Raw genomic sequence first — 20,652 nt, 5'->3', positions numbered from 1 at the left:
AAATATTTATCTAATGATAAATTCCGTTTTTAGTTTTATTTTTGAAATGTAATAAAATCTCCAGCCATTGAAAACAAAATTATATATCCTTTTCTACTTAGTTTCTTCATTTGCTTTTTCCCAAGAGTTACCTCCAATTGTGAAATACGCTCCAAATTACTATGGTGCAGGAAATCAAAATTGGATGATTTCTCAGGATCAAAATCGTTATTTGTTTTTTGCGAACAATGAAGGACTTTTGGAATATAATGGTTCTAATTGGAAGTTATACCCATCTCCTAATGAAACAATTATTCGTTCTGTTAAAGTAATCGATAGTAAAATTTATACGGGCAGTTATATGGAATTTGGTTTTTGGACAAGAAAATCAGATGGACAACTTAAATACACTTCCTTAAGTCAAACTATAAAAAATAAAATTCTTGACGACGAGCAGTTTTGGAATATATTAAATTTCGACCAATGGGTTATTTTTCAATCGTTAAATAGAATATATATATATGATTCGAAGGAAGGCAATTTTAAAATTATTTCGCCTAATACGGGCGTAAACAAATCGTTTAGAACAAACAATTCTATTTATTTTCAAACAAGTACTGGGGGACTTTTTGAAATTGAAAGTGGTAAGGGGAGATTAGTTTCTGACCATGCTATTTTGAAAAATAATAGGATAATCAATATTTTATCGATCAATGAGGGCCTTTTAATCCAGACCCAATTAAATGGGTTTTATACCCTAATAGGTAGTGATTTGTCTAAATTTTCAACCGAAGCAGATGCCCAGTTAACAGCAAGTAGTGTTTATAGCAGTCAATTGCTTTCGGATGGTACTATTGCAATTGGAACAGTATCTAATGGAATTTTTATCATAAATAGTGAGGGTAAAATAGTATACCATATAACGCAAACTCAAGGACTGAGTAATAACACCGCATTATGCTTGTTTGAAGATGCAGATAAAAATCTCTGGGCTGGGCTGGACAATGGTATAAACTGTATTAATCTTCAATCACCTATTCATAATTTTGTTGACAATACAGGTGTTTTGGGAACAGTTTATTGTTCTAAATTGTATAACAATAAATTATTTATCGGAACCAATCAAGGGTTGTTTTATAAAAACTATCCCAGTAGTGACTCTTTTAAATTGATTTCAGGTACTAAAGGTCAGGTTTGGTCTTTATTTGAATACGATGGAACTTTATTTTGCGGTCATGACTCGGGAACATTTGTTGTGGGCGGCGGTGCTGCAAAAAACATCTTTCCTTTTTCTGGAACATGGAAGTTTGAAACGATTCCCCATAAAAAAGAGCTATTGCTTCAAGGGAATTATTACGGTATTTCAGTATTAGAAAAAATCAATGATCAATGGGTTTTTAGAAACAAAATTTCAGGGTTTGACTATTCGTCAAAGTATTTTGAAATGCTAAACACTAATGAAATATACGTCAGTCATGAGTACAAAGGAGTTTTTAGATTACAATTAGATAATAAATTATTGAAAGTAAAATCTTTTTTCTCTTATAAAACTCCTGAAAAGGGAAAAAACGCAAGTTTGATAAAGTTTAATTCTACTATTTACTATGCCTACAAAGAAGGTATTTTTAAGTTGAATACTAAAACGAAGCAATTTGAAAAAGACAAGTTATTAAGTGCTGTTTTCGAAAAAGACGAATATACATCTGGAAAATTGATTGTAGATAAGTCTAATAAAATCTGGTTGTTTTCAAAGAATTACATTCATTATTTTTCCTCGAGTAAATTAAGTAACCAGTTGAAACAAAATGTTATTTCTATTCCTTCTTCATTGACGAATTCGATGTTGGGGTATGAAAATATAGCACAATTGTCAAATTCAGACTATCTTATAGGTACAACAGATGGTTATTATATAATGAACATTAGCGATCTCAGTTTTAAAAACTATACTGTTTCAATAGCCAACATCGCTATAAATAAACGAAACGAAACCTTTGTTAGTCAGTCTATTAAGGAAAATGGGGAGTTTAAATACTATGACAATAACATTAGCTTTAGTTATACTGTACCGGAGTATAATAAATATATAAATGTCGAATATCAGTATCTGTTGCTAGGATTTCAAAATGAATGGAGTGAATGGAGTGCAAAGTCTACGGTAAATTTTAAAAATTTGCCTCCGGGAGATTATAACTTTAAGGTTAAAGCAAAATTTGCGAATGCAACTTTAGATAATACCGCCATATACTCGTTTACGATTCTCAAACCTTGGTATCGAACTAATATAGCCATTTTTTTATATCTCATTTTTATGCTTGTTATGGTTTATTATATTCATAAAGCATATAAAAACTATTACCATAAAAAAGAAGAGAAGTTGATTGAGGAAAACAATCTTTTATTAGAGATAAAAGAATTGGAGAACGAACAACAAATGATGAGAATCAGGAATGAACAGCTTTCTCAGGATGTCGATTCAAAAAGGAGAGAATTGGCAGTCTCGACGATGAGTTTAAATAGTAAGAATGAATTGTTGGCGTACATCAAAGAAGATTTGAAGAAAACAAATGAAAACGAAAGTAGGAGTATCAAATCAGTTATATCAACTATAAATAAAAATATTTCCAAGGATGACACTTGGAATGTTTTTCAAGAAGCTTTCGACAGTGCTGATAAGGACTTCTTGAAAAAAATAAAACTAGCCCATCCTTCCTTAACGCCAAATGATCTTAGACTATGTGCTTACCTAAGATTAAATCTTTCTTCTAAAGAAGTTGCTCCATTATTGAATATTTCTGTACGCAGTGTCGAAATAAAAAGATACCGTTTGAGGAAGAAAATGGAGTTATCTCACGAACAGGGTCTTGTAGAGTATATTTTGGCTGTATAGTTTCTCTAAAATTCTTTCAATATAACTATACATTACCACAACATTCACGTTGTAGTTGCTGTTTTTCCTTATGTCATAGTGAAATATATCATTCTTAATTCCTTAGTAAATACGTGGTTTTTTTTTAAAATCTATAAAAATACGTGTTTTTTTTACGATGTATGTTTTTTGTAAAGGTCTCTTTTAACAAATAATTTAGTTTTCATTCTATTTTTATCATTCACAAAAAACATAAATTATGAAGTTTAATTATCTATTAATTATTTTTCTATTCCTTTCTACTTTTGGTTTCGCCCAGAATTTTGATATTGGAGGGACTGTAAAAGAAAAAGGTTCTGGTTTACCCATACCAGGAGTAAATGTTCAAATTAAAAATTCCACAAAGGGAACTGCAACAGATTTTGATGGTAAATTTTCTTTAAAAGGAATTCCATCTGGTTCGACACTTGTATTCACTTATATAGGATATAAAAATTTTGAATATAAAGTTTCTGCTTCTAATAGCAGTATTAGTGTCGAAATGCAAGAAGATGCTAAAAGCTTAGACGAAGTTGTTGTAATTGGGTATGGTTCTCAGAAAAAAAAGGAAATTACCGGTGCAGTTTCGATTGTAGACAGCAAAACACTGGAGGCTTTAAAACCTGTGAGAATAGAACAAGCTTTGCAGGGTACTATTTCTGGTGTCAATGTGACATCACAGTCAGGGTCGCCAGGAGCGGCACTAGATATTCGCATTAGAGGTATTGCCACTAATGGAGATGCCAAACCGCTAACTATTATAGATGGATATATTGGGGAGTTGGGATTATTAAACCCTAATGATGTAGAAACAATAACTGTTTTGAAAGATGCGCAAGCTGCTATTTATGGTTCTGCTGCTGCAAATGGAGTTATTTTGGTAACTACAAAAATGGGTAAAAAGAATTCTAAAGGTAAGATATCTTTTAATACTTATACTGGTTTTCAAGAAACTTCGCGCAGTTTACCAACATTAAATGCTACAGAATATGCCTTATTGCTTAATGAAAGTTATGCAAATAGCGGCAAAGCAATTCCGTTTCCAAATGTAAGCGGTATTGGAAAAGGAACCAAATGGCAGGATGAAATTCTTGGTAAAGGTGTTCCAATTATTAGTCATGATTTAACATTTTCTGGTGGTTCTGATAAGATTACATATTCTGTTAGCGGTTCGCATCTGGATCAAGAGGGTATCGTTGGAGGTCCTAAATCTGGATTTTTGAGAAATACGGCTAGAGTATCTTTAGGTGCTGATGTTACGGATAGATTAAAATTAAAAACGAATGTAATCTATTCCTATTTCAATAGAAAAACTTTGCCAGAAAATGGAAATGCTTCGGTGCTTTTAAATGCGGTTAACAGTCCATCTACTCTTAGCCCATATGATGCAGATGGGAATTTCACCTTATTTCCAGGAGGGTCTTTGGGTAATGAAATGATTAATCCTCTGGCTCAAATTGCAAATTCGTATAACGATTATAATTTCAAGCAAATAAGCGGAAATTTTGGATTAGATTATAAAGTTACACCCTCCTTTGTCCTAAGTAGTACAATAGGTTTCAAAATGGCTAATAGTGAGTCTAAATCTTTTGCAAAGATACTTGATTACGGCAGTGGAAAAGTATTTAACACTACCAGAAGCTCTGTTTCTCAAGATGCTATAAATGATAATAATTATTCTTTTGATATTTATGGAACGTATACCAAAACAATAGCCGAAAATCACAAATTTGTTGGAGTTGTCGGTAATACGATTTTTAAAGAGTACGGAAATGGATTATTTGCGACAGGATATGATGTTCCAAACAATTCATGGGATTTTGCGGATATTGCATTAGCAAATGGAGCACCTGCTGTGGGTACTGTACCCGTAAGGTCTTATGTTTATGATGATAGAAGGCTTTCTTACTTTGGAAGGATACAATATGACTACAAGGGAAAATACCTTTTATCAGGGATGATACGCCGTGATGCATCTACTAGATTTGGTCCAGGAAACAAAGTGGGCTATTTTCCATCTGTAACAGCTGGTTGGGTAGTGTCTGATGAAGGATTCTTTGGAGAGCCAGGGATCGTAAATTTCTTAAAATTTAGAGGAAGCTATGGTATAGTAGGAAATGATGCAATTCCAGCTAATAGCTACATTTCTCAATTAGGAGGGGAAGCCACTTATGTTTTTGATGGGGCGTTAATTAACGGTCGTGCTGGCGGTCAAATACCAAATCCGAATCTTAAATGGGAAGAGGCCAAAAAATTTGATGTTGGTTTAGATATGAATTTATTCAATAATAAGATAAATATAGTTGCTGATTATTTTATTGATACCAGAGCTGATTTATTAATTCCAGGTATTCCAGTTTCAGGCATATTAGGTGGACAAGCTCCTGGGGCTTCTAATCCAACTATTAATGCTGGAACGGTAAGAAATGAAGGTTTAGAGTTTTCTGTAAATTATAGTAATAAATTTTCAGATGATTTTAAAATGAGTGTTGGATATAACGTAACTGTTCTTAAAAATAAAGTGACAGAAATAATTGGTGCTGATTTTATTGAGGGAGGTACATTTGGTATTGGTCAACTGGCACCATCGAGAATGCAAGTAGGACATGCTATAGGATATTTCTATGGGTTAAAAACAAATGGGATTTTTCAAAACCAAGCAGAAGTTAATGCCGCTCCTGATCAATCTGCTTTAGGTGCAATAGCAGCTCCTGGTGATATTCGATATGTTGACGTAAATGGGGATAAAAAAATTACTGCTGATGATAGAACTGATATTGGGGACCCCATTCCAGCAGCAACAATGGGTTTCAATGTTCAGTTAAATTACAAAGCGCTTGATTTTTCTATGTACACTTTTGCTTCTGTAGGAAATAATATGGTACGTAATTATGAAAGTATTTCTCCTGATGCAAATCGTTTGAATTATGTTTTAGACAGATGGACAGGAGAAGGTAGCAGTAATACTACACCAAGAGTGACTACGGTAGCGACAGCTAATAAACTATTTTCTGATTATTTTGTTGAAGATGCTTCTTATATCAGAATCCAAAATATCCAATTGGGGTACACCTTGAATTCTGATGTTTCTGAAAAGGCAGGGATCTCTAAAGTAAGATTGTATGTAGGTGTAAATAATCTTTATACGTTCACAAAATATAAAGGATTTGATCCTGGTGCTTCCAATGGTGCTCCAATAGGTGGTGGTATCGATTATGGTTTCTATCCTACTCCAAGAACCTATTTGTTAGGTTTAAACATTAATTTTTAATTTGAAGTAAAATGAAAAAGTATATATTTATTACAATAGCAAGCATAGCGGTCTTCTCAACAGTGGCCATTTCTTGTAGCGATGATTTTGTCGATCGTCCTGTTGCCTATTCGATTGATTCCGAGAATTATTTTAATTCTAAAACGGATTATGATAATGCTTTAATTGGAGCATATGACCTTTTACAGTCCACTTTTATCAACGTTTTGATGGGAGAAATAGCCTCAGATAATACATTTGCTGGTGGAAACAGTCCAACAGATGTTCCTGGATACCAACAAATCGATCAAATGATTCAAACACCTGTGAACGCTAATTTGAAACAACTCTGGGATTGGATGTTTGCCGGTGTTCAAAGAGCTAATTATATTTTGGAATTTAAGGACAAAACTAATTTTGTAGGTAAAGAACAGATTATTGCTGAAGCTCGTTTCTTAAGAGCTTACTATCAATTTGAATTAGTGAAATGGTTTGGAGGTATTCCAATGAAAGGAGACGCAAGATTCATTCCAGGAGACGAAAAATCAATTCCACGTTCTTCAATTGCTGACGTATACGCCTCAATAGAGAAAGATTTAATCTACGCATCCGAAAATTTATCGGCAATTCCATCACAACAAGGGAGAGCGACTAGCGGTGCAGCTTTAGCCTTGTTAGGAAAAGCATATTTGTATGATAAAAAATATGATGAAGCTGCAAGCACTTTTGAAAAATTGATTGTAACGGGTAAGTATCATTTAGTAAAAACTTCTGATTTAACTCCACAACAAATTAGTGGCGGTCTTACTCCTTATGGAAGCATCTTTGAAGCGGAAGGAGAAAATGGTCCAGAATCTGTTTTCGAAATTCAATATACAGATGTTGAAGGGGGTAATTACGGACAATTGCAATTTGTTGAAGGGAATGTTGCTGTTGGTTTTGCAGGACCGTTTGGTTACGTTGGACCTGTTTTTGCCGATGGTAATAATTTTAACCTACCAACTCCTAAAATAGTTAATGCATTTGAAGTGGGTGACACTAGAAAACCAGTAACCATTTTAGATATGGTGGCGTGGATTGCTCAAAATCCAGGTACTAAATATACTAAGCAAAATCAAGATACCGGATATTTTAATAGAAAATACATACCGAGAACAAGAAGACCTGAAGCAGCTGGCGATGTTAAATTAACCAGCCCAAATAATTATAGAGCCATTCGTTATGCTGATGTTCTTTTGATGGCTGCTGAAGCGAACAATAAAAGCAAAGTAGCAAATGATGCTTCTGCTCGAAAATATTTAAATGAGGTTAGAACAAGAGCTTTTGGAGATAATAATCATAACATTTCAGCATCAGGAGCGGCATTAACTGATTTTATTTATAATGAAAGAAGAGTAGAGTTGGCTGGTGAAGGTTTTCGTTTCTTCGATTTAGTGAGAACTGGGAAAGCAGCTCAAGAAATTGTTGGATTTACGGCTGGAAAAAACGAATTATTTCCTATTCCGATTGAAGAAATGCAGTTTTCAAGTGGAAATTGGGAACAAAATCCTGGATATTAAAAAATAGCAACTATGAAAAATTTAAAATATATAACAAGCCTTATTGTGGCAGCACTAGTTTTTAGTTGCTCGACAGAGAATGATCTAATTGATGTAGACACTCTCGGAGCTCCAACTAATATTTCGGCATTGACCACCGTGACGCAAGATAATACAGGGAAAGTTACTTTTTTACCTCGTGGAGAAGGAGCAACACAATATGAAATTTATTTTGGAGATGGAACTACTGAACCTGCTTATGTAGGTGCAGGAGAAAAAATAGATCATACCTATAAGGAAGGAATCTATGATGCTAAAATTATAGGAACGACTATCAACGGGAAAAAAACAGAAGTAATTCAAAAAGTAACGGTTTCTTTTTTAGCACCTACTAATTTAGTACCTGTTATTAGTACTGTTTTGGGAGATAATTACTCAATAACAGTTGCGGCTACAGCAAATTTAGAAACCTTTTTTCAAGTTTATTTTGGAGATGTATTAAATGAAGTTCCTGTAGATTTCATGGAAGGTGAAACGATTACGCATAAATATACAGAAATAGGAAATTATGAGGTAAAAATAGTAGCCTTGAGTGGTGGTGTAGCTAAAACAACTACTACACAAACTGTGGTTATCTCAAATCCTATTAACTTACCAATTACATTTGAAACTGCAGTACCGTCTTTTGGAAACTTTGGTGGCGCAATATCAGTAGGCGCAAACAATCCAAGTATTGGAGTCATTAATGGAAGTGCTAAAGTGGCAAAATTAACTAAGCCTCTTGGAGCAGAAGTCTGGGCAGGATCCACAATGGAATTAGCAGCGCCAATCGACTTTTCAACCAAGAAAGTGATTAAAATGAAAGTTTGGTCACCTAAAGCAGGAATTGTTGTAAAAATGAAGTTAGAAAAATTAGTGGCAACTGATGCTACAAATATTGAAGCGGATGTAACTACAACTATTGCCAATGGATGGGAAGAATTGAGTTATGATTTTACGACAATTAACAACGCAAATAATTATCAAAGAGTTGTGGTATTTTTTGATTTTGGAAATTCAGGTACGGGAGCTGATTATTATTATGATGACATTGAATTGGTAACGGGAGCTGAAACCTTGGTTTTGCCTCTTTCTTTTGAGTCAGCAACTTTGGCCTATAATTTTGGGAATTTTGGTGGTGCTAACTCAACCGTCATTACTAATCTTAAAGATTCAGGAATCAATACATCTACTAAAGTTGCGGCCTTGACTAAAGGAGACTTGGCTGAAGTTTGGGCAGGTGGTTCATTGGATTTAGATAGCCCTATCAATTTTGCGGTGATGAAAAAGATTAAAATGAAAGTTTGGTCTCCAAAAGCTGGAATTGTAGTAAAAATGAAATTGGAGACAAAAGTTGCCGCAGATGCCACAAATATTGAGGTAGATGCCACGTCAACAGTCGCTAATGGTTGGGAAGAACTGACTTTTGATTTCCCAGGTGTTATAAATTCTAATAATTACCAAAGAGTAGTTGTTTTCTTTGATTTTGGTCAAATTGGAGCTGGAACAACCTATTATTTTGACGACATTAAACAATCTAACTAAAAATAGAAAAGATGAAAAAAATAATTATAAACACAATCTCCATTTTTATATTGTTATTAATGGTGAATTGTTCGAAAGATGATTTCTCTTTCGGTTCATTACTTGCTCCAACAAACTTGAAAGTGGAAGTAGAACTAGTTGGTAAAACAGCAGATCTTCCAAATGGGGATGGTTCTGGTAAAGTTAAATTTACAGCTACCGCTAATGATGCAATATCCTATAAATTTGTTTTTCCTGATGGTACGACTACAAATGTACCAAGTGGTATTTTTGAGAAAACGTTCACAAAAGTTGGAGTACAGTCTTATACGGTAATTGTAATTGCTTCCGGTAAAGGAGGAGTACTGACCAATAGTACTGTTGAAGTAACGGTAGTCAGTAATTTTGAAGATGAAGAGGCTATTCAGTTCTTAACAGGTGGTACTACTAAAAAATGGTATGTGTCTGCCTCAGAACTAGGTCATTTAGGCGTAGGACAAAATGATGGCGATGCAACTAAGAATTATTTTGCTAATTATTATCAAGCTAAAGTTTTTGAAAAAGCATTGCCACTTGGAGCACCAACTAGTTGTTTCTATGATAATGTATTGACGTTCAGTTTGGATGGAGATGTCATGAAATTCAAATTAGATAATGGCGGCTCTACATTTTTTAACGCTGCTTTCTTAAGTGTTGGTGGTGGAAGTGGAAGCGGAGATGCTTGTTTGAGTTATGATACAGGAGGTCTTAAAACAGTAGTATTGAGCCCTTCAGAATCAGTTGTGATGGGCAACCCTAATCGGTTGACACAAACAAGAGGTACAACAATGAATTTCTCAGATGGTGGATTTATGGGGTATTATGTAGGGCAAAGTTCTTACGAAATTCTATCAATTACAGATAACCGAATGTTTGTGCGTTTTGTACAGGGAAATAATCCAGGATTAGCATGGTATATGATTTTTACAACAACAAAGCCAGTTCAAACTGTCGCTGTAGATTATACAACACTTAAATTTTCGGATGAGTTTGATACTGATGGTGCACCAGATCCAACAAAATGGAGTTATGATTTAGGTGCTGGAGGTTGGGGTAATGATGAGAAACAAAACTATACGAGCAGTGCAACAAACGTGATTGTACAAGGCGGGAGTTTGAAAATCACTGCCAAAAAAGAAGGTACGGGATATACTTCATCTAGATTAAAATCCCAGGATAAATATGAATTCAAATATGGTAAAATTGAAGTCAGAGCAAAACTTCCTACAGGAGGAGGTACTTGGCCGGCTATTTGGATGCTAGGAGCTGATATTGATACTAATGCTTGGCCTGCATGTGGTGAAATAGACATTATGGAGCATAAAGGAAATGAACCTTATGTTGTTTACGGTACATTCCATTACCCTGGACGCTCTGGCGCAGATGCAGATGGAAATAAAGTACCTATTTCAAATGCGGCAACTGAGTTTCATGTGTATAAAGCGATTTGGAGTCCTACATCTATTAAAATTTTAGTAGACGATACGGTAGTCCATTCAATAGTCAATAATAACACCATACCATTCAATAAAGATTTTTTCTTGCTATTTAATGTTGCAATGGGAGGATCTTTCGGTGGAGTGATTGATCCTGCTTTTACTCAATCTTCATTGGAGATTGATTATGTGAGAGTTTATCAATAATTAAGCATATATTTAATAAGATTAAAAGGTCGGAGTTTTTTACCGGCCTTTTAATTTTAATAACATAAAAATAGAAAGACATGAAAAATAATTTGAAATTTATGTTAACGATTATTTCAGCCAGCCTTGCAGTAGTTGCTTGTAGTGATAAAATCATGAAACCATCCGTTTCTTACGTGAAAGATAATCCTTTAGAAATCAGAGTTGATTCTGTTTTAAAATTGATGACTTTAGAAGAGAAAATTGGGCAACTTAATCAATACAATGGTTTTTGGGAAATAACAGGACCTACGCCAAAAGAAGGACAAGCTGCCAAAAAATATGCAGACTTGAAAAACGGTTTGGTAGGTTCGATGTTAAATGTCAAAGGAGTCAAAGATGTTAAGGCCTTGCAAAAAATTGCAGTGGAAGAGACCCGATTGGGAATTCCATTAATTTTTGGATTTGATGTTATTCATGGGTATAAAACGATAAGTCCAATTCCATTAGCGGAAGCGGCGAGCTGGGACTTGGTGGAAATTAAAAGATCAGCAGCTGTTGCAGCCGAAGAAGCATCTTCAGTAGGATTGAATTGGACATTTGCACCCATGGTAGACATTGCTCGTGATGCCCGCTGGGGACGCGTGATGGAAGGCGCGGGAGAAGATCCTTATTTAGGAAGCCAAATTGCAATTGCTCGTGTACAAGGTTTTCAAGGAGATAATTTAAAAGCTAAGAATACGATTTTGGCTTGCGCCAAACATTTTGCAGGTTATGCTTTTGCCGAATCGGGTCGTGATTACAATACCGTAGATGTAGGAGAATCTACTTTACAAAATATTGTCTTTCCTCCCTTTAAAGCGGCTGTTGATGCAGGTGTGCGAACCTTTATGAATTCGTTTAATGAGTTAAACGGAATTCCAGCAACGGGAAATAAATATTTACAACGACAAATCTTAAAAGGCGATTGGAAATTTGATGGATTTGTAGTTTCTGATTGGGGTTCTATTAACGAAATGATCGCTCATGGTTACGCCAAAGATAGTAAACAAGCTGCCGAAATTGCGATCAACGCTGGTTCTGACATGGATATGGAATCAAGTGCTTATGTAGAACATTTAGCGGCATTAGTAAAAGAAGGAAAAGTAAAAGAAAGTACAATTGATGATGCTGCTCGAAGAATTCTGAAAGTGAAATTTGAGTTGGGTTTATTTGATAATCCGTATTTGTATTGTGACGAAAACTATGAAAAAGAAACAGTAGGAAAACCTGCTTTTCAAGAAGCAGTTCTAGAAATGGCCAAAAAGTCAATTGTATTATTGAAAAACGAAAAAGAGATCTTGCCCCTTAAAAAATCAGGCCAAAAGATAGTAGTTATTGGCGCTTTGGCAAATGATAAAACGAGTCCTTTAGGAAGTTGGAGAATTGCAGCTGATGATAATTCTGCAGTTTCTTTACTAGAAGGAATGCAAAATTACAAAGGCAACAGTCTGTCTTATGTAAAAGGTGCTGATGTAGCTATAGGTAGAACCCAATTTGTTTGGGAAACCAAAATCAACATGACCGATAAAAGCGGATTCGCCGAGGCAATCAATGCTGCCAAAGGAGCTGATTTAGTGCTGATGTCTCTAGGAGAACACGGATTGCAATCTGGAGAGGGTAGAAGTAGAACCGATCTTGGTTTACCAGGAGTACAACAAGAATTGTTAGAAGAAGTCTATAAAGTGAATCCTAATATTGTTTTGGTATTAAATAATGGGCGACCATTAGCCATTCCTTGGGCAGATGAACATATTCCAGCGATTGTTGAAGCATGGCAACTTGGAACTCAAAGTGGAAATGCAATTGCGCAAGTATTATACGGTGATTATAATCCAAGCGGAAAATTACCCATGACTTTTCCGAGAAACGTTGGGCAAGTACCTATTTATTACAATTATAAAAATACAGGTCGTCCGGCGATGAATGAACCAGAGAGTGTTTTTTGGTCACATTACATTGATGAGAAAAACACACCTTTGTATCCTTTTGGTTATGGGTTGAGTTATACTAAATTCGAATATTCTAATTTAGAATTAAGTCAAAAATCGTTTGCAGACAATGGACAAATTGAAGTGTCTGTTATGATAAAAAATACTGGTAAATACACGGGTAAAGAAGTAGTTCAGTTGTATATCCGTGATTTATTTGCCTCGGTTACACGACCAGTAAAAGAGTTAAAAGGATTTGAAATAATTGAATTGCAACCTGGTCAATCTAAAAAAGTATCTTTTGTAATCAATAAAAAAGCAATCGAATTTTTTACGGCTAATTCAAAATGGGAAGCTGAAGCAGGTGATTTTAAAGTATTTGTTGGTGGCAGTTCCGCCCAAAATTTAGAAGGTGATTTTCAATATCTAAATAAGTAGTAAATGAATAAATTTTTAATCTTACTGATGGTATGTTCGATTTCTTTGGCACAGCCAAAAGGAAAAAAATTAGTTTGGGAGGAAAACTTCAATGGCCAAAATTTAAGCGAGTTAATTTGGAACGTTGAACTTGGAGATGGTTGCCCTAATTGTGGTTGGGGTAATAGTGAACGCCAATTGTATACCAATGAAAATCATCAATTAGTAAAAGGGAAATTAGTAATTACCGCTAGAAAAGAAGATGAAAAATACACTTCTACCCGAATCACTACCAAAGGGAAAAAAGAATTTCAATATGGGTATTTTGAAGCCAAAGCTAAATTACCCGTTGGGAATGGCATTTGGCCGGCTTTTTGGATGTTGGGATCTAATATTGATAAAGTTGGTTGGCCAAAATGTGGAGAAATTGATATTTTGGAGTATGTAGGAAGAGAGCCAGATATGGTTTTTACTTCTTTGCATACACAGGATAGTCACGGAAATACAATCAACACTAAAAAAACAAAGTTTGAAGACATTGAAGTCGGATATCATGTCTACGCGATGGACTGGTCAAAAGATAAAATAGACTTTTTTGTTGATAATAATTTAGTCTACACTTTCAATCCAGCGAATAAAACGGAAGCAATATGGCCATACAATCAACCTTTTTATTTCATTGTAAATATGGCAATTGGAGGAAATTTTGGAGGACCAGCAGTAGAGGATTCTATTTTTCCACAAGATTTTTCTGTAGATTACATTAGAGTATATCAATAGATAGGATTGTACACCATAAAAAAGTAGCAAGTAAATTTACACTTGCTACTTTTTTGCTTTTAGAGGACATTCAACTTTAGATATTTTATTTTTAGTCCATACCAAGTTCAATATATGGACACCAATGTTCTTTAAGCTGTATTGTTTTTTTCTAAAAACATTTAAATAGAATGTTTAATTCCTTGTTTTTAACACTTTCAAAATTAGTGTGTTAAATTTTCTTAATTTTTGTTGTTATTTAAAATAAATTTTTGTTAGATTTGACCTTTAGATAAACCACAAATCAAAATTAGCCTATAGTAAAAAATTACTTTTTAGAAAAATTACCCAAATTTTAAACTAAACTAAAAAGTATTACTATGATAGCTAATATACAAACTCCAGATGCTTTATTGGTACAACATTATGTAGCAGGAAATGAAGAGGCTTTGTCTACATTAATCAAAAGGCATGAATCTAGAATTTATGGCTTTATATACTCTAAAATCTCTGATAGAGATATTTCAAATGATATTTTTCAAGATACATTTATTAAAGTAATTAAGACATTAAAGTCAAATTCCTATAATGAAGAAGGTAAATTCCTGCCTTGGGTTATGCGAATCGCTCACAATCTGATTATTGATCATTTTAGAAAAAATAAAAAAATGCCTTTGTTTAGAGAAACAGAAGAGTTTTCTATTTTTTCGATAATGTCAGATGATTCCCCTACAATCGAAAATAAAATTATTGCAGATCAAGTTGAAATTGACATAAAGAAACTAATTGAAGAGCTACCGCTTGATCAAAAGGAAGTTTTGGTGATGCGTATGTACCAGGATATGAGTTTTAAAGAAATCTCAGAAATCACTGGGGTAAGCATTAATACGTCCTTAGGTAGAATGCGTTATGCTTTAATGAATCTGAGAAAAGTTATTGACAAACATCAAATTGTTTTAACTAATTAACAATATATAAATATATGCTGCGTTAATATTAAAAACTAATTGTAGCACAGCATGGCAAAAATTTACTCTAAAAAATCATTACCAAATAAGGTAATGAAACCAAGAAAAGAAGTCGTTTCTTTTTTGTTAAACTATTCAAAGGCACTAAGCATGATAGAAATTGACAATCATAGTTTCGAAATTATTTCTAACTAGAACTATTGTTATTTCAATGGGTAAAGGTCACGTACTATTTTAAAACTTGAATTGATAAATTTCACTAATTTGTATATCAAACTAGTGAAATTTATTTTTTATAATACTCATCTAAAACCGTTTTTCTTCCTACAGTTTTAGTGATGATATCTTTTTCTAAATCCCAACCTCGGGCAGGAGAATATTGTCTTCCATACCATATTATTTGCAAGTGCAAATCGTTCCATATCTCCTCTGGAAAAATACGTTTAGCATCTTTTTCTGTTTGAACGACATTTTTACCATTAGTCAAATTCCAGCGGTACATCAAGCGGTGAATGTGAGTATCTACTGGGAAAGCAGCAACTCCAAATGCCTGAGACATCACTACGCTTGCTGTTTTATGTCCTACAGCTGGTAATTCCTCTAGATATTCAAAACTTTGAGGTACTTCGCCACCATGCTTATCAATCAAAATATGGGATAAACCATGAATTCCTTTCGATTTCATTGGCGAAAGCCCACAAGGACGTATAATATCTCTAATCTCTTCGATGGACATTTTTATCATATCATACGGATTATCCGCCTTGGCAAAAAGTAAAGGAGTAATTTGGTTAACACGCACATCTGTGCACTGTGCCGAAAGTAAAACAGCAATCAACAAAGTATATGGATCCTTATGATCTAAGGGAATAGGAATCGTAGGGTATAATTCTTTTAACGTATTTATAACAAATGTTACCCGTTCTTGCTTCGTCATTTTTGTATTTTTATATCTTGTAAAAATAATATAAATTTTAGGATGTGCCTAATCCAGCTGTTCATTACAAGTCCTCCTTCAAAAAACCTTTTTTCTAAGTCTATAAAGGAGCTTCCTGCCGGTCGCTCTTTATAAACAAGAAAAAATAGTTTTTTTCAGTCCGGGCTTTCTATTACCATCTGGGGCATTTCATAGATTATAAATAAAAAAAATATGACAACATTAAAAAAAGGGGATAAAGCACCTAGTTTTTCAGGATTAGATCAAGACGGGAACTCTCATAAATTAGCAGATTACAAAGGAAAAAAATTAGTTGTTTTCTTTTACCCAAAAGCAAGTACACCAGGTTGTACGGCCGAAGCCTGTGACCTTAGAGATAATTTTGAACGCTTTAAAGCGAATAATTATGAACTATTAGGTGTAAGTGCCGATGCACCAGCAAAACAAGCTAAATTTAAAGAAAAATATGATTTCCCGTTTCCGCTATTGGCAGATGAGGATAAATCAGTAATAGAATCTTTTGGTGTTTGGGGACCTAAAAAATTTATGGGAAAAGAATACGACGGAATTCACAGAACCACTTTTGTTATTGATGAAAATGGAATTATCGACGAGGTGATCGACAAAGTAAAAACTAAAGCCCATGCAGACCAGATTCTAAAAGAAATTTAAGAGCACGGAGTAATCATTTTCACATAAATAAAAGCCAAGAAAGTAAAAATTACTTTCTTGGCTTTTTATTTTTTAGCACTGAATCGTTTGTATTAACAATCGGAACTCAAGTTATTTTCGTTTAGTACTTTCATTGGATTATACCCAAAAAGGCTATGCTCTTTGATTATTTCAGCAATACCGTGAGGAAGCATTGGTTCCCAGCCTGGTTTGCCGTCACTAATCATTTTTAATACCTCTCGCGAGAATACTTCTAAAATTTTAGGATCATAATCATCGATATCTACCACTTTTCCATTGAATTTAAAGAATTTGTATAATTCTTTCATTCTAGGATGTACTTTTAGATTTTCAGAAGTAATGATATCCCCATTTTCGTCAAGCATTGGATATAAAAATACCTTCATATCACGGAAGAACAACTTCCCGAAAGCTTCCAGGATTCCTCCACTTAAATGACGATAGTATTTTTCATCAAAAATATCAACCAGGTTGTTTACTCCCATAGCTAATCCCATTCTTGCTTTAGTATAATTGGCAAAATATTCGACCACTTTGTAATATTCCTGGAAATTTGAAATCATTACCGTTTGTCCGAGGGAGCAAAGCAATTCGGCTCGGTCCATGAAATCGCGTTCGTCAATTTCACCATCGGAACGTAAGTTTGATAAGGTAATTTCAAAAACAACTAGTGTATTTTCTTTTTCAACTTTATTTTCCTCTAGAAACATCTTTAATGATTTCTCGTACATATCCATATTTACTTTCGTAACAGGACGGAAACTACCTCTTAGAGCAAGAATATTCTTTTTATACAAGATTGCTGCTGGAAGTATGTTTCTTCCTTGAGGATCAAACATAACTGCATCAGTCATTCCGTTTTTTACTAATTGTAAACTCATCAAACGATTGTCTACATCTGCAAAACGAGGACCTGAGAAATTTATGGTATCTATTTCCAGTTGGTCTTTGTCTAAATGATCATATAAATACCGCAGTAATCGTTTTGGATCATTGTATTTATAGTACGCACCGTATATTAAATTAACCCCAAGGATACCAAGGGTTTCTTGTTGTAATCGCGCATCAGTCTCTTTAAAACGGATATGAAGTATAATTTCGTTATAATCTTCATCTGGCTCAATCTGGTACCGGATACCTACCCATCCGTGGCCTTTAAATTGTTTGGCAAAATCGATTGTAGCAACAGTATTGGCATAACTAAAAAACATTTTATTCGGGTGTTTTTCTCTGCTCAATCGCTTTTCAATTAGCTCACCTTCCATGGTAATCATTCTTTTAAGTCGGCTTTCTGTTACATATCGTCCGTCTTTTTCTATACCATATATCGCATCACTAAAATCTTTATCATAAGCTGACATTGCTTTTGCAATAGTTCCAGAAGAACCACCAGATCTAAAAAAATGTCTTACAGTTTCTTGTCCAGCACCAATTTCGGCAAAGGTCCCATATATATTTTCGTTCAAATTGATACGGAGGGCTTTATCTTTTATAGAGGGTATTTGTGCGATGACTTTGTCACCTTTTAGTTTTATTTCTGTATCCATTATATTTTAAATATGGCTAATATGATACAAAGTTAGTTAAATAGGTTTCTAATGAAAGATAATTAATCCTATTTTTGTAAAAAAAATAAAGAGCAATTGAAAGTATATTTTTTAGGCACTGGCACATCACAAGGAATACCTGTTATTGGGAGTAATCATCCAGTATGCAAAAGCACTGATTTGAAAGACAAAAGGCTGCGCGTATCTGTTTGGATTAGGTGGAACGACCATTCTTATGTAATTGATTGTGGCCCTGATTTCAGGCAACAAATGCTGGCGTCTAATTGTCAAAAAGTAGATGGAATTCTTTTTACTCATGAACATGCTGACCATACTTCTGGTTTAGATGATATTCGACCGTTTAATTTTAAACAGGGAGAGATTCCTATTTATGCCCATCATCGGGTGATAGATAATCTCAAGGAACGTTTTGATTATATTTTTACAGCAGTAAATAGATATCCTGGAGCACCCTCCGTAAAAACCATTGCTGTTGTCAATAATCAACCATTTCAAATAGGGGATAAACTAGCCATTCCTATAAATGTAATGCATGGTGAATTACAAGTATTTGGTTATAGGATTGATGATTTTGCTTATCTTACTGACGTTAAAACAATCGATGAAAGTGAAATACTAAAACTTCAAGGTTTAAAAGTACTAGTAATAAATGTATTAAGAGAAGAACCTCACTTCTCCCATTTAAACTTGGAAGAAGCCTTAGATTTAATTGCACTGCTACAACCTGAAAAAACATATTTAACTCATATAAGTCATGTGTTCGGTTTTCATGAAGAGGTACAAAAAAAGTTACCTAAAAATGTTTTCCTCGCTTATGATAATTTAGAAATTACACTATAACAAAAAAATAAAATGAAAAAATCGTTTTTACTCTATGCCTTTATAATACTGGTTCTTATGAATGTTTTTACCTATAGCTTTTATAGTAGCGAGGTCAGTTTTGAACAAAAAAGATATGAAAAAACAACTAAAAAATTAAAAGATAGCTTGAACTCAATTACTGCTAAGTTGAATGATGCTAATTATTTTTCTTTGGAAAAAAATGAAAATGCTCAGAATTATTTTGAATCGGGAGATTCGGAAAAAATGATAAAGTATGAAGAATTAATTCCTTATGTAACAGAAAAATTACTGGATTTCAATACAAATCCAAAAGGGAATCCTTATGTAGGCCAAGATCAAATAGGGGCTCATAAATTTATTATCAATAAAGTAAAAATTCTAAACCACAGATGGATTATTGCTGATTATAGTGATGGAGAAATTTGGGGTGAAGTACTACTGAAGTATTTCGTAAATAGTGATGAAAGTATTTCTTTTGAAGTAAATCAAACCTTATTGTATCAGAAATAAAAAAAAGGTTCCAAATTTTGGAACCTTTTTTTTGTTTTTTTTTATAACCAGTTTTTGAAATCAGCAAATATCTGGGGGGATATTCCGTGTCCAATTGGGTATTCTTTGTATATAGAATTGATTCCTAATGCGTCTAAAAAAGGCTTTGTTTTTCTTGCCCAAGTTACTGGGATTACTTGGTCAACGACACCGTGAGAAGCAAATATACTTAGTTTTGAGAAATCGTTATTTCGATAATTTTCTTCAAAAATCTCGTCATTTACATAGCCGCTTAAAGCAATTACTTTATTGATCTTTTCTGGATGTGATAACGCAATTGCGTAACTCAATATCGCTCCTTGGCTAAAGCCTAGCAACGAAACTGCTTTTGGATCAATCGGATAATTAAGAATTAATTCATCAATGAAACGGGCAATTAAATCTCTAGAAGATTTTGCTTGTTCGTTATCTGAAAATTTATTTTGGTCTGCATCAAAATTGATCGCATACCAGGCATAACTACCGTATTGCATATCATAAGGCGCTTGTGCAGATATCACGTAATACTCGTCAGGAAGCTCATCTGCAAACGAAAATAAATCTTCGGCATTGCTACCGTATCCGTGAAGTAAAAGTAAAAGTGGGTTTTTGTCTAGTTTTATTTTTGGCTCTCTAATGAGATATTGTAAAGATGAATTCATTTTTTTATGGTTTTTAAAAATCTATGGCAAAGTTTTAAATTTTGACATAATTGAAGAATTTTTGAAATTAATATTTAGGAAATACTTGAAAACCATTTTTGGAATAATGCTCCCAATAAAGGCATCGGTTTTGTTTCTCCTTTTATTGCACTGAAGATACCATATGACCACAGTACTGAAACGAAAATCCACATTGGAGCGGATATTAGCAGGCTGTCAAAATTACTAATAATTAAGCCTAGTGAGATAAAAGTAAGCGTTATTCCCAGTCCTTGACGGATATGAAATGAAGCAAATGTATTTTTATCTTCGGAATTCATAGACATGGCGATAAAAACGCCTATACCTAAAATATAACTGGTAATCGCTGCCGTTTTTCCTTTTTCAATCGTATTATTCATGTTGTAT

The 20,652-nt window shown here is 33.9% G+C and carries 16 protein-coding genes; 12 read left to right on the top strand and 4 right to left on the bottom strand.

The annotated features are described in order from the left end of the window. The first annotated feature begins 67 nt into the window (after nt 1-67). From BMW63_RS09325 to BMW63_RS18125, 9 genes are all read left to right on the top strand, one after another. Nucleotides 68-2,869 carry a helix-turn-helix and ligand-binding sensor domain-containing protein gene (locus BMW63_RS09325; RefSeq protein ID WP_074723192.1) on the top strand — a complete coding sequence of 934 codons (2,802 nt, stop codon included), beginning with the start codon at nt 68-70 and terminating at the stop codon, nt 2,867-2,869. A gap of 238 nt (nt 2,870-3,107) precedes the next feature. Beyond that, nucleotides 3,108-6,158: a SusC/RagA family TonB-linked outer membrane protein gene (locus tag BMW63_RS09320; protein ID WP_074723191.1), complete on the top strand. Its 3,051-nt coding sequence runs from the start codon at nt 3,108-3,110 to the stop codon at nt 6,156-6,158. An 11-nt stretch (nt 6,159-6,169) separates the two neighbouring features. Beyond that, complete coding sequence (locus tag BMW63_RS09315; protein ID WP_074723190.1) at nt 6,170-7,696, top strand: RagB/SusD family nutrient uptake outer membrane protein; 1,527 nt, start codon at nt 6,170-6,172, stop codon at nt 7,694-7,696. A 12-nt stretch (nt 7,697-7,708) separates the two neighbouring features. After that, entirely contained in the window at nt 7,709-9,259 is a 1,551-nt protein-coding gene (locus BMW63_RS09310; protein ID WP_074723189.1) for a hypothetical protein, read from the top strand. An 11-nt stretch (nt 9,260-9,270) separates the two neighbouring features. Further along, the gene (locus BMW63_RS09305; RefSeq protein WP_074723188.1) at nt 9,271-10,920 is read left to right on the top strand and encodes a family 16 glycosylhydrolase; all 1,650 of its coding nucleotides are present in this window, start codon (nt 9,271-9,273) and stop codon (nt 10,918-10,920) included. A gap of 80 nt (nt 10,921-11,000) precedes the next feature. Beyond that, a complete protein-coding gene (bglX, locus tag BMW63_RS09300) occupies nt 11,001-13,307 on the top strand; it encodes a beta-glucosidase BglX (RefSeq protein WP_074723187.1) in 2,307 nt (768 codons plus the stop codon). Between the two features lie 3 nt (nt 13,308-13,310). Beyond that, nucleotides 13,311-14,066: a glycoside hydrolase family 16 protein gene (locus BMW63_RS09295; RefSeq protein WP_074723186.1), complete on the top strand. Its 756-nt coding sequence runs from the start codon at nt 13,311-13,313 to the stop codon at nt 14,064-14,066. A 359-nt stretch (nt 14,067-14,425) separates the two neighbouring features. Continuing rightward, nucleotides 14,426-15,013: an RNA polymerase sigma factor gene (locus BMW63_RS09290; RefSeq protein WP_394333762.1), complete on the top strand. Its 588-nt coding sequence runs from the start codon at nt 14,426-14,428 to the stop codon at nt 15,011-15,013. Nucleotides 15,014-15,064: 51 nt separating this feature from the next. After that, on the top strand, nt 15,065-15,208 hold the full coding sequence (locus tag BMW63_RS18125; protein ID WP_175460274.1) for a hypothetical protein: 144 nt from the start codon (nt 15,065-15,067) through the stop codon (nt 15,206-15,208). Between the two features lie 91 nt (nt 15,209-15,299). Here BMW63_RS18125 and BMW63_RS09285 read toward each other — a convergent pair whose 3' ends face one another. Next, nucleotides 15,300-15,950, bottom strand: a complete 651-nt coding sequence (locus BMW63_RS09285) for an endonuclease III domain-containing protein (RefSeq protein ID WP_074723185.1) — start codon at nt 15,948-15,950, stop codon at nt 15,300-15,302. Between the two features lie 213 nt (nt 15,951-16,163). Between BMW63_RS09285 and bcp the strand changes: the two genes are divergently transcribed. Beyond that, on the top strand, nt 16,164-16,622 hold the full coding sequence (gene bcp, locus BMW63_RS09280) for a thioredoxin-dependent thiol peroxidase (RefSeq protein WP_074723184.1): 459 nt from the start codon (nt 16,164-16,166) through the stop codon (nt 16,620-16,622). Nucleotides 16,623-16,714: 92 nt separating this feature from the next. Here the strand turns inward: bcp and BMW63_RS09275 are convergent, their stop codons facing one another. Next, entirely contained in the window at nt 16,715-18,190 is a 1,476-nt protein-coding gene (locus tag BMW63_RS09275) for a TonB-dependent receptor (protein ID WP_074723183.1), read from the bottom strand. A 96-nt stretch (nt 18,191-18,286) separates the two neighbouring features. Here BMW63_RS09275 and BMW63_RS09270 point away from each other — a divergent pair, with 96 nt between their 5' ends. Then, on the top strand, nt 18,287-19,051 hold the full coding sequence (locus tag BMW63_RS09270) for an MBL fold metallo-hydrolase (protein WP_074723182.1): 765 nt from the start codon (nt 18,287-18,289) through the stop codon (nt 19,049-19,051). A gap of 12 nt (nt 19,052-19,063) precedes the next feature. Further along, complete coding sequence (locus tag BMW63_RS09265; protein ID WP_074723181.1) at nt 19,064-19,564, top strand: hypothetical protein; 501 nt, start codon at nt 19,064-19,066, stop codon at nt 19,562-19,564. Between the two features lie 41 nt (nt 19,565-19,605). Here BMW63_RS09265 and BMW63_RS09260 read toward each other — a convergent pair whose 3' ends face one another. Together BMW63_RS09260 and BMW63_RS09255 are read right to left on the bottom strand one after the other, a co-directional pair. Continuing rightward, a complete protein-coding gene (locus BMW63_RS09260; protein ID WP_074723180.1) occupies nt 19,606-20,244 on the bottom strand; it encodes an alpha/beta hydrolase in 639 nt (212 codons plus the stop codon). 74 nt (nt 20,245-20,318) lie between these two features. Then, a complete protein-coding gene (locus BMW63_RS09255; protein ID WP_074723179.1) occupies nt 20,319-20,645 on the bottom strand; it encodes a hypothetical protein in 327 nt (108 codons plus the stop codon). Nucleotides 20,646-20,652: the final 7 nt, after the last annotated feature.

Source organism: Flavobacterium frigoris (assembly GCF_900111075.1).
Taxonomy (GTDB): Bacteria; Bacteroidota; Bacteroidia; order Flavobacteriales; family Flavobacteriaceae; genus Flavobacterium; species Flavobacterium frigoris.
This window is presented reverse-complemented; position numbering and strand designations above follow the sequence as displayed.

Excerpts from the sequence above, each read along its gene's own strand:
- BMW63_RS09275 (WP_074723183.1), bottom strand. The coding sequence starts at position 18,190 with ATGGATACAGAAATAAAACTAAAAGGTGACAAAGTCATCGCACAAATA.
- BMW63_RS09295 (WP_074723186.1), top strand. The coding sequence starts at position 13,311 with ATGAATAAATTTTTAATCTTACTGATGGTATGTTCGATTTCTTTGGCA.
- BMW63_RS09265 (WP_074723181.1), top strand. The coding sequence starts at position 19,064 with ATGAAAAAATCGTTTTTACTCTATGCCTTTATAATACTGGTTCTTATG.
- bglX (WP_074723187.1), top strand. The coding sequence starts at position 11,001 with ATGAAAAATAATTTGAAATTTATGTTAACGATTATTTCAGCCAGCCTT.
- BMW63_RS09305 (WP_074723188.1), top strand. The coding sequence starts at position 9,271 with ATGAAAAAAATAATTATAAACACAATCTCCATTTTTATATTGTTATTA.
- BMW63_RS09260 (WP_074723180.1), bottom strand. The coding sequence starts at position 20,244 with ATGAATTCATCTTTACAATATCTCATTAGAGAGCCAAAAATAAAACTA.
- BMW63_RS09310 (WP_074723189.1), top strand. The coding sequence starts at position 7,709 with ATGAAAAATTTAAAATATATAACAAGCCTTATTGTGGCAGCACTAGTT.
- BMW63_RS09315 (WP_074723190.1), top strand. The coding sequence starts at position 6,170 with ATGAAAAAGTATATATTTATTACAATAGCAAGCATAGCGGTCTTCTCA.
- bcp (WP_074723184.1), top strand. The coding sequence starts at position 16,164 with ATGACAACATTAAAAAAAGGGGATAAAGCACCTAGTTTTTCAGGATTA.
- BMW63_RS09290 (WP_394333762.1), top strand. The coding sequence starts at position 14,426 with ATGATAGCTAATATACAAACTCCAGATGCTTTATTGGTACAACATTAT.
- BMW63_RS09285 (WP_074723185.1), bottom strand. The coding sequence starts at position 15,950 with ATGACGAAGCAAGAACGGGTAACATTTGTTATAAATACGTTAAAAGAA.
- BMW63_RS09255 (WP_074723179.1), bottom strand. The coding sequence starts at position 20,645 with ATGAATAATACGATTGAAAAAGGAAAAACGGCAGCGATTACCAGTTAT.
- BMW63_RS09320 (WP_074723191.1), top strand. The coding sequence starts at position 3,108 with ATGAAGTTTAATTATCTATTAATTATTTTTCTATTCCTTTCTACTTTT.
- BMW63_RS18125 (WP_175460274.1), top strand. The coding sequence starts at position 15,065 with ATGGCAAAAATTTACTCTAAAAAATCATTACCAAATAAGGTAATGAAA.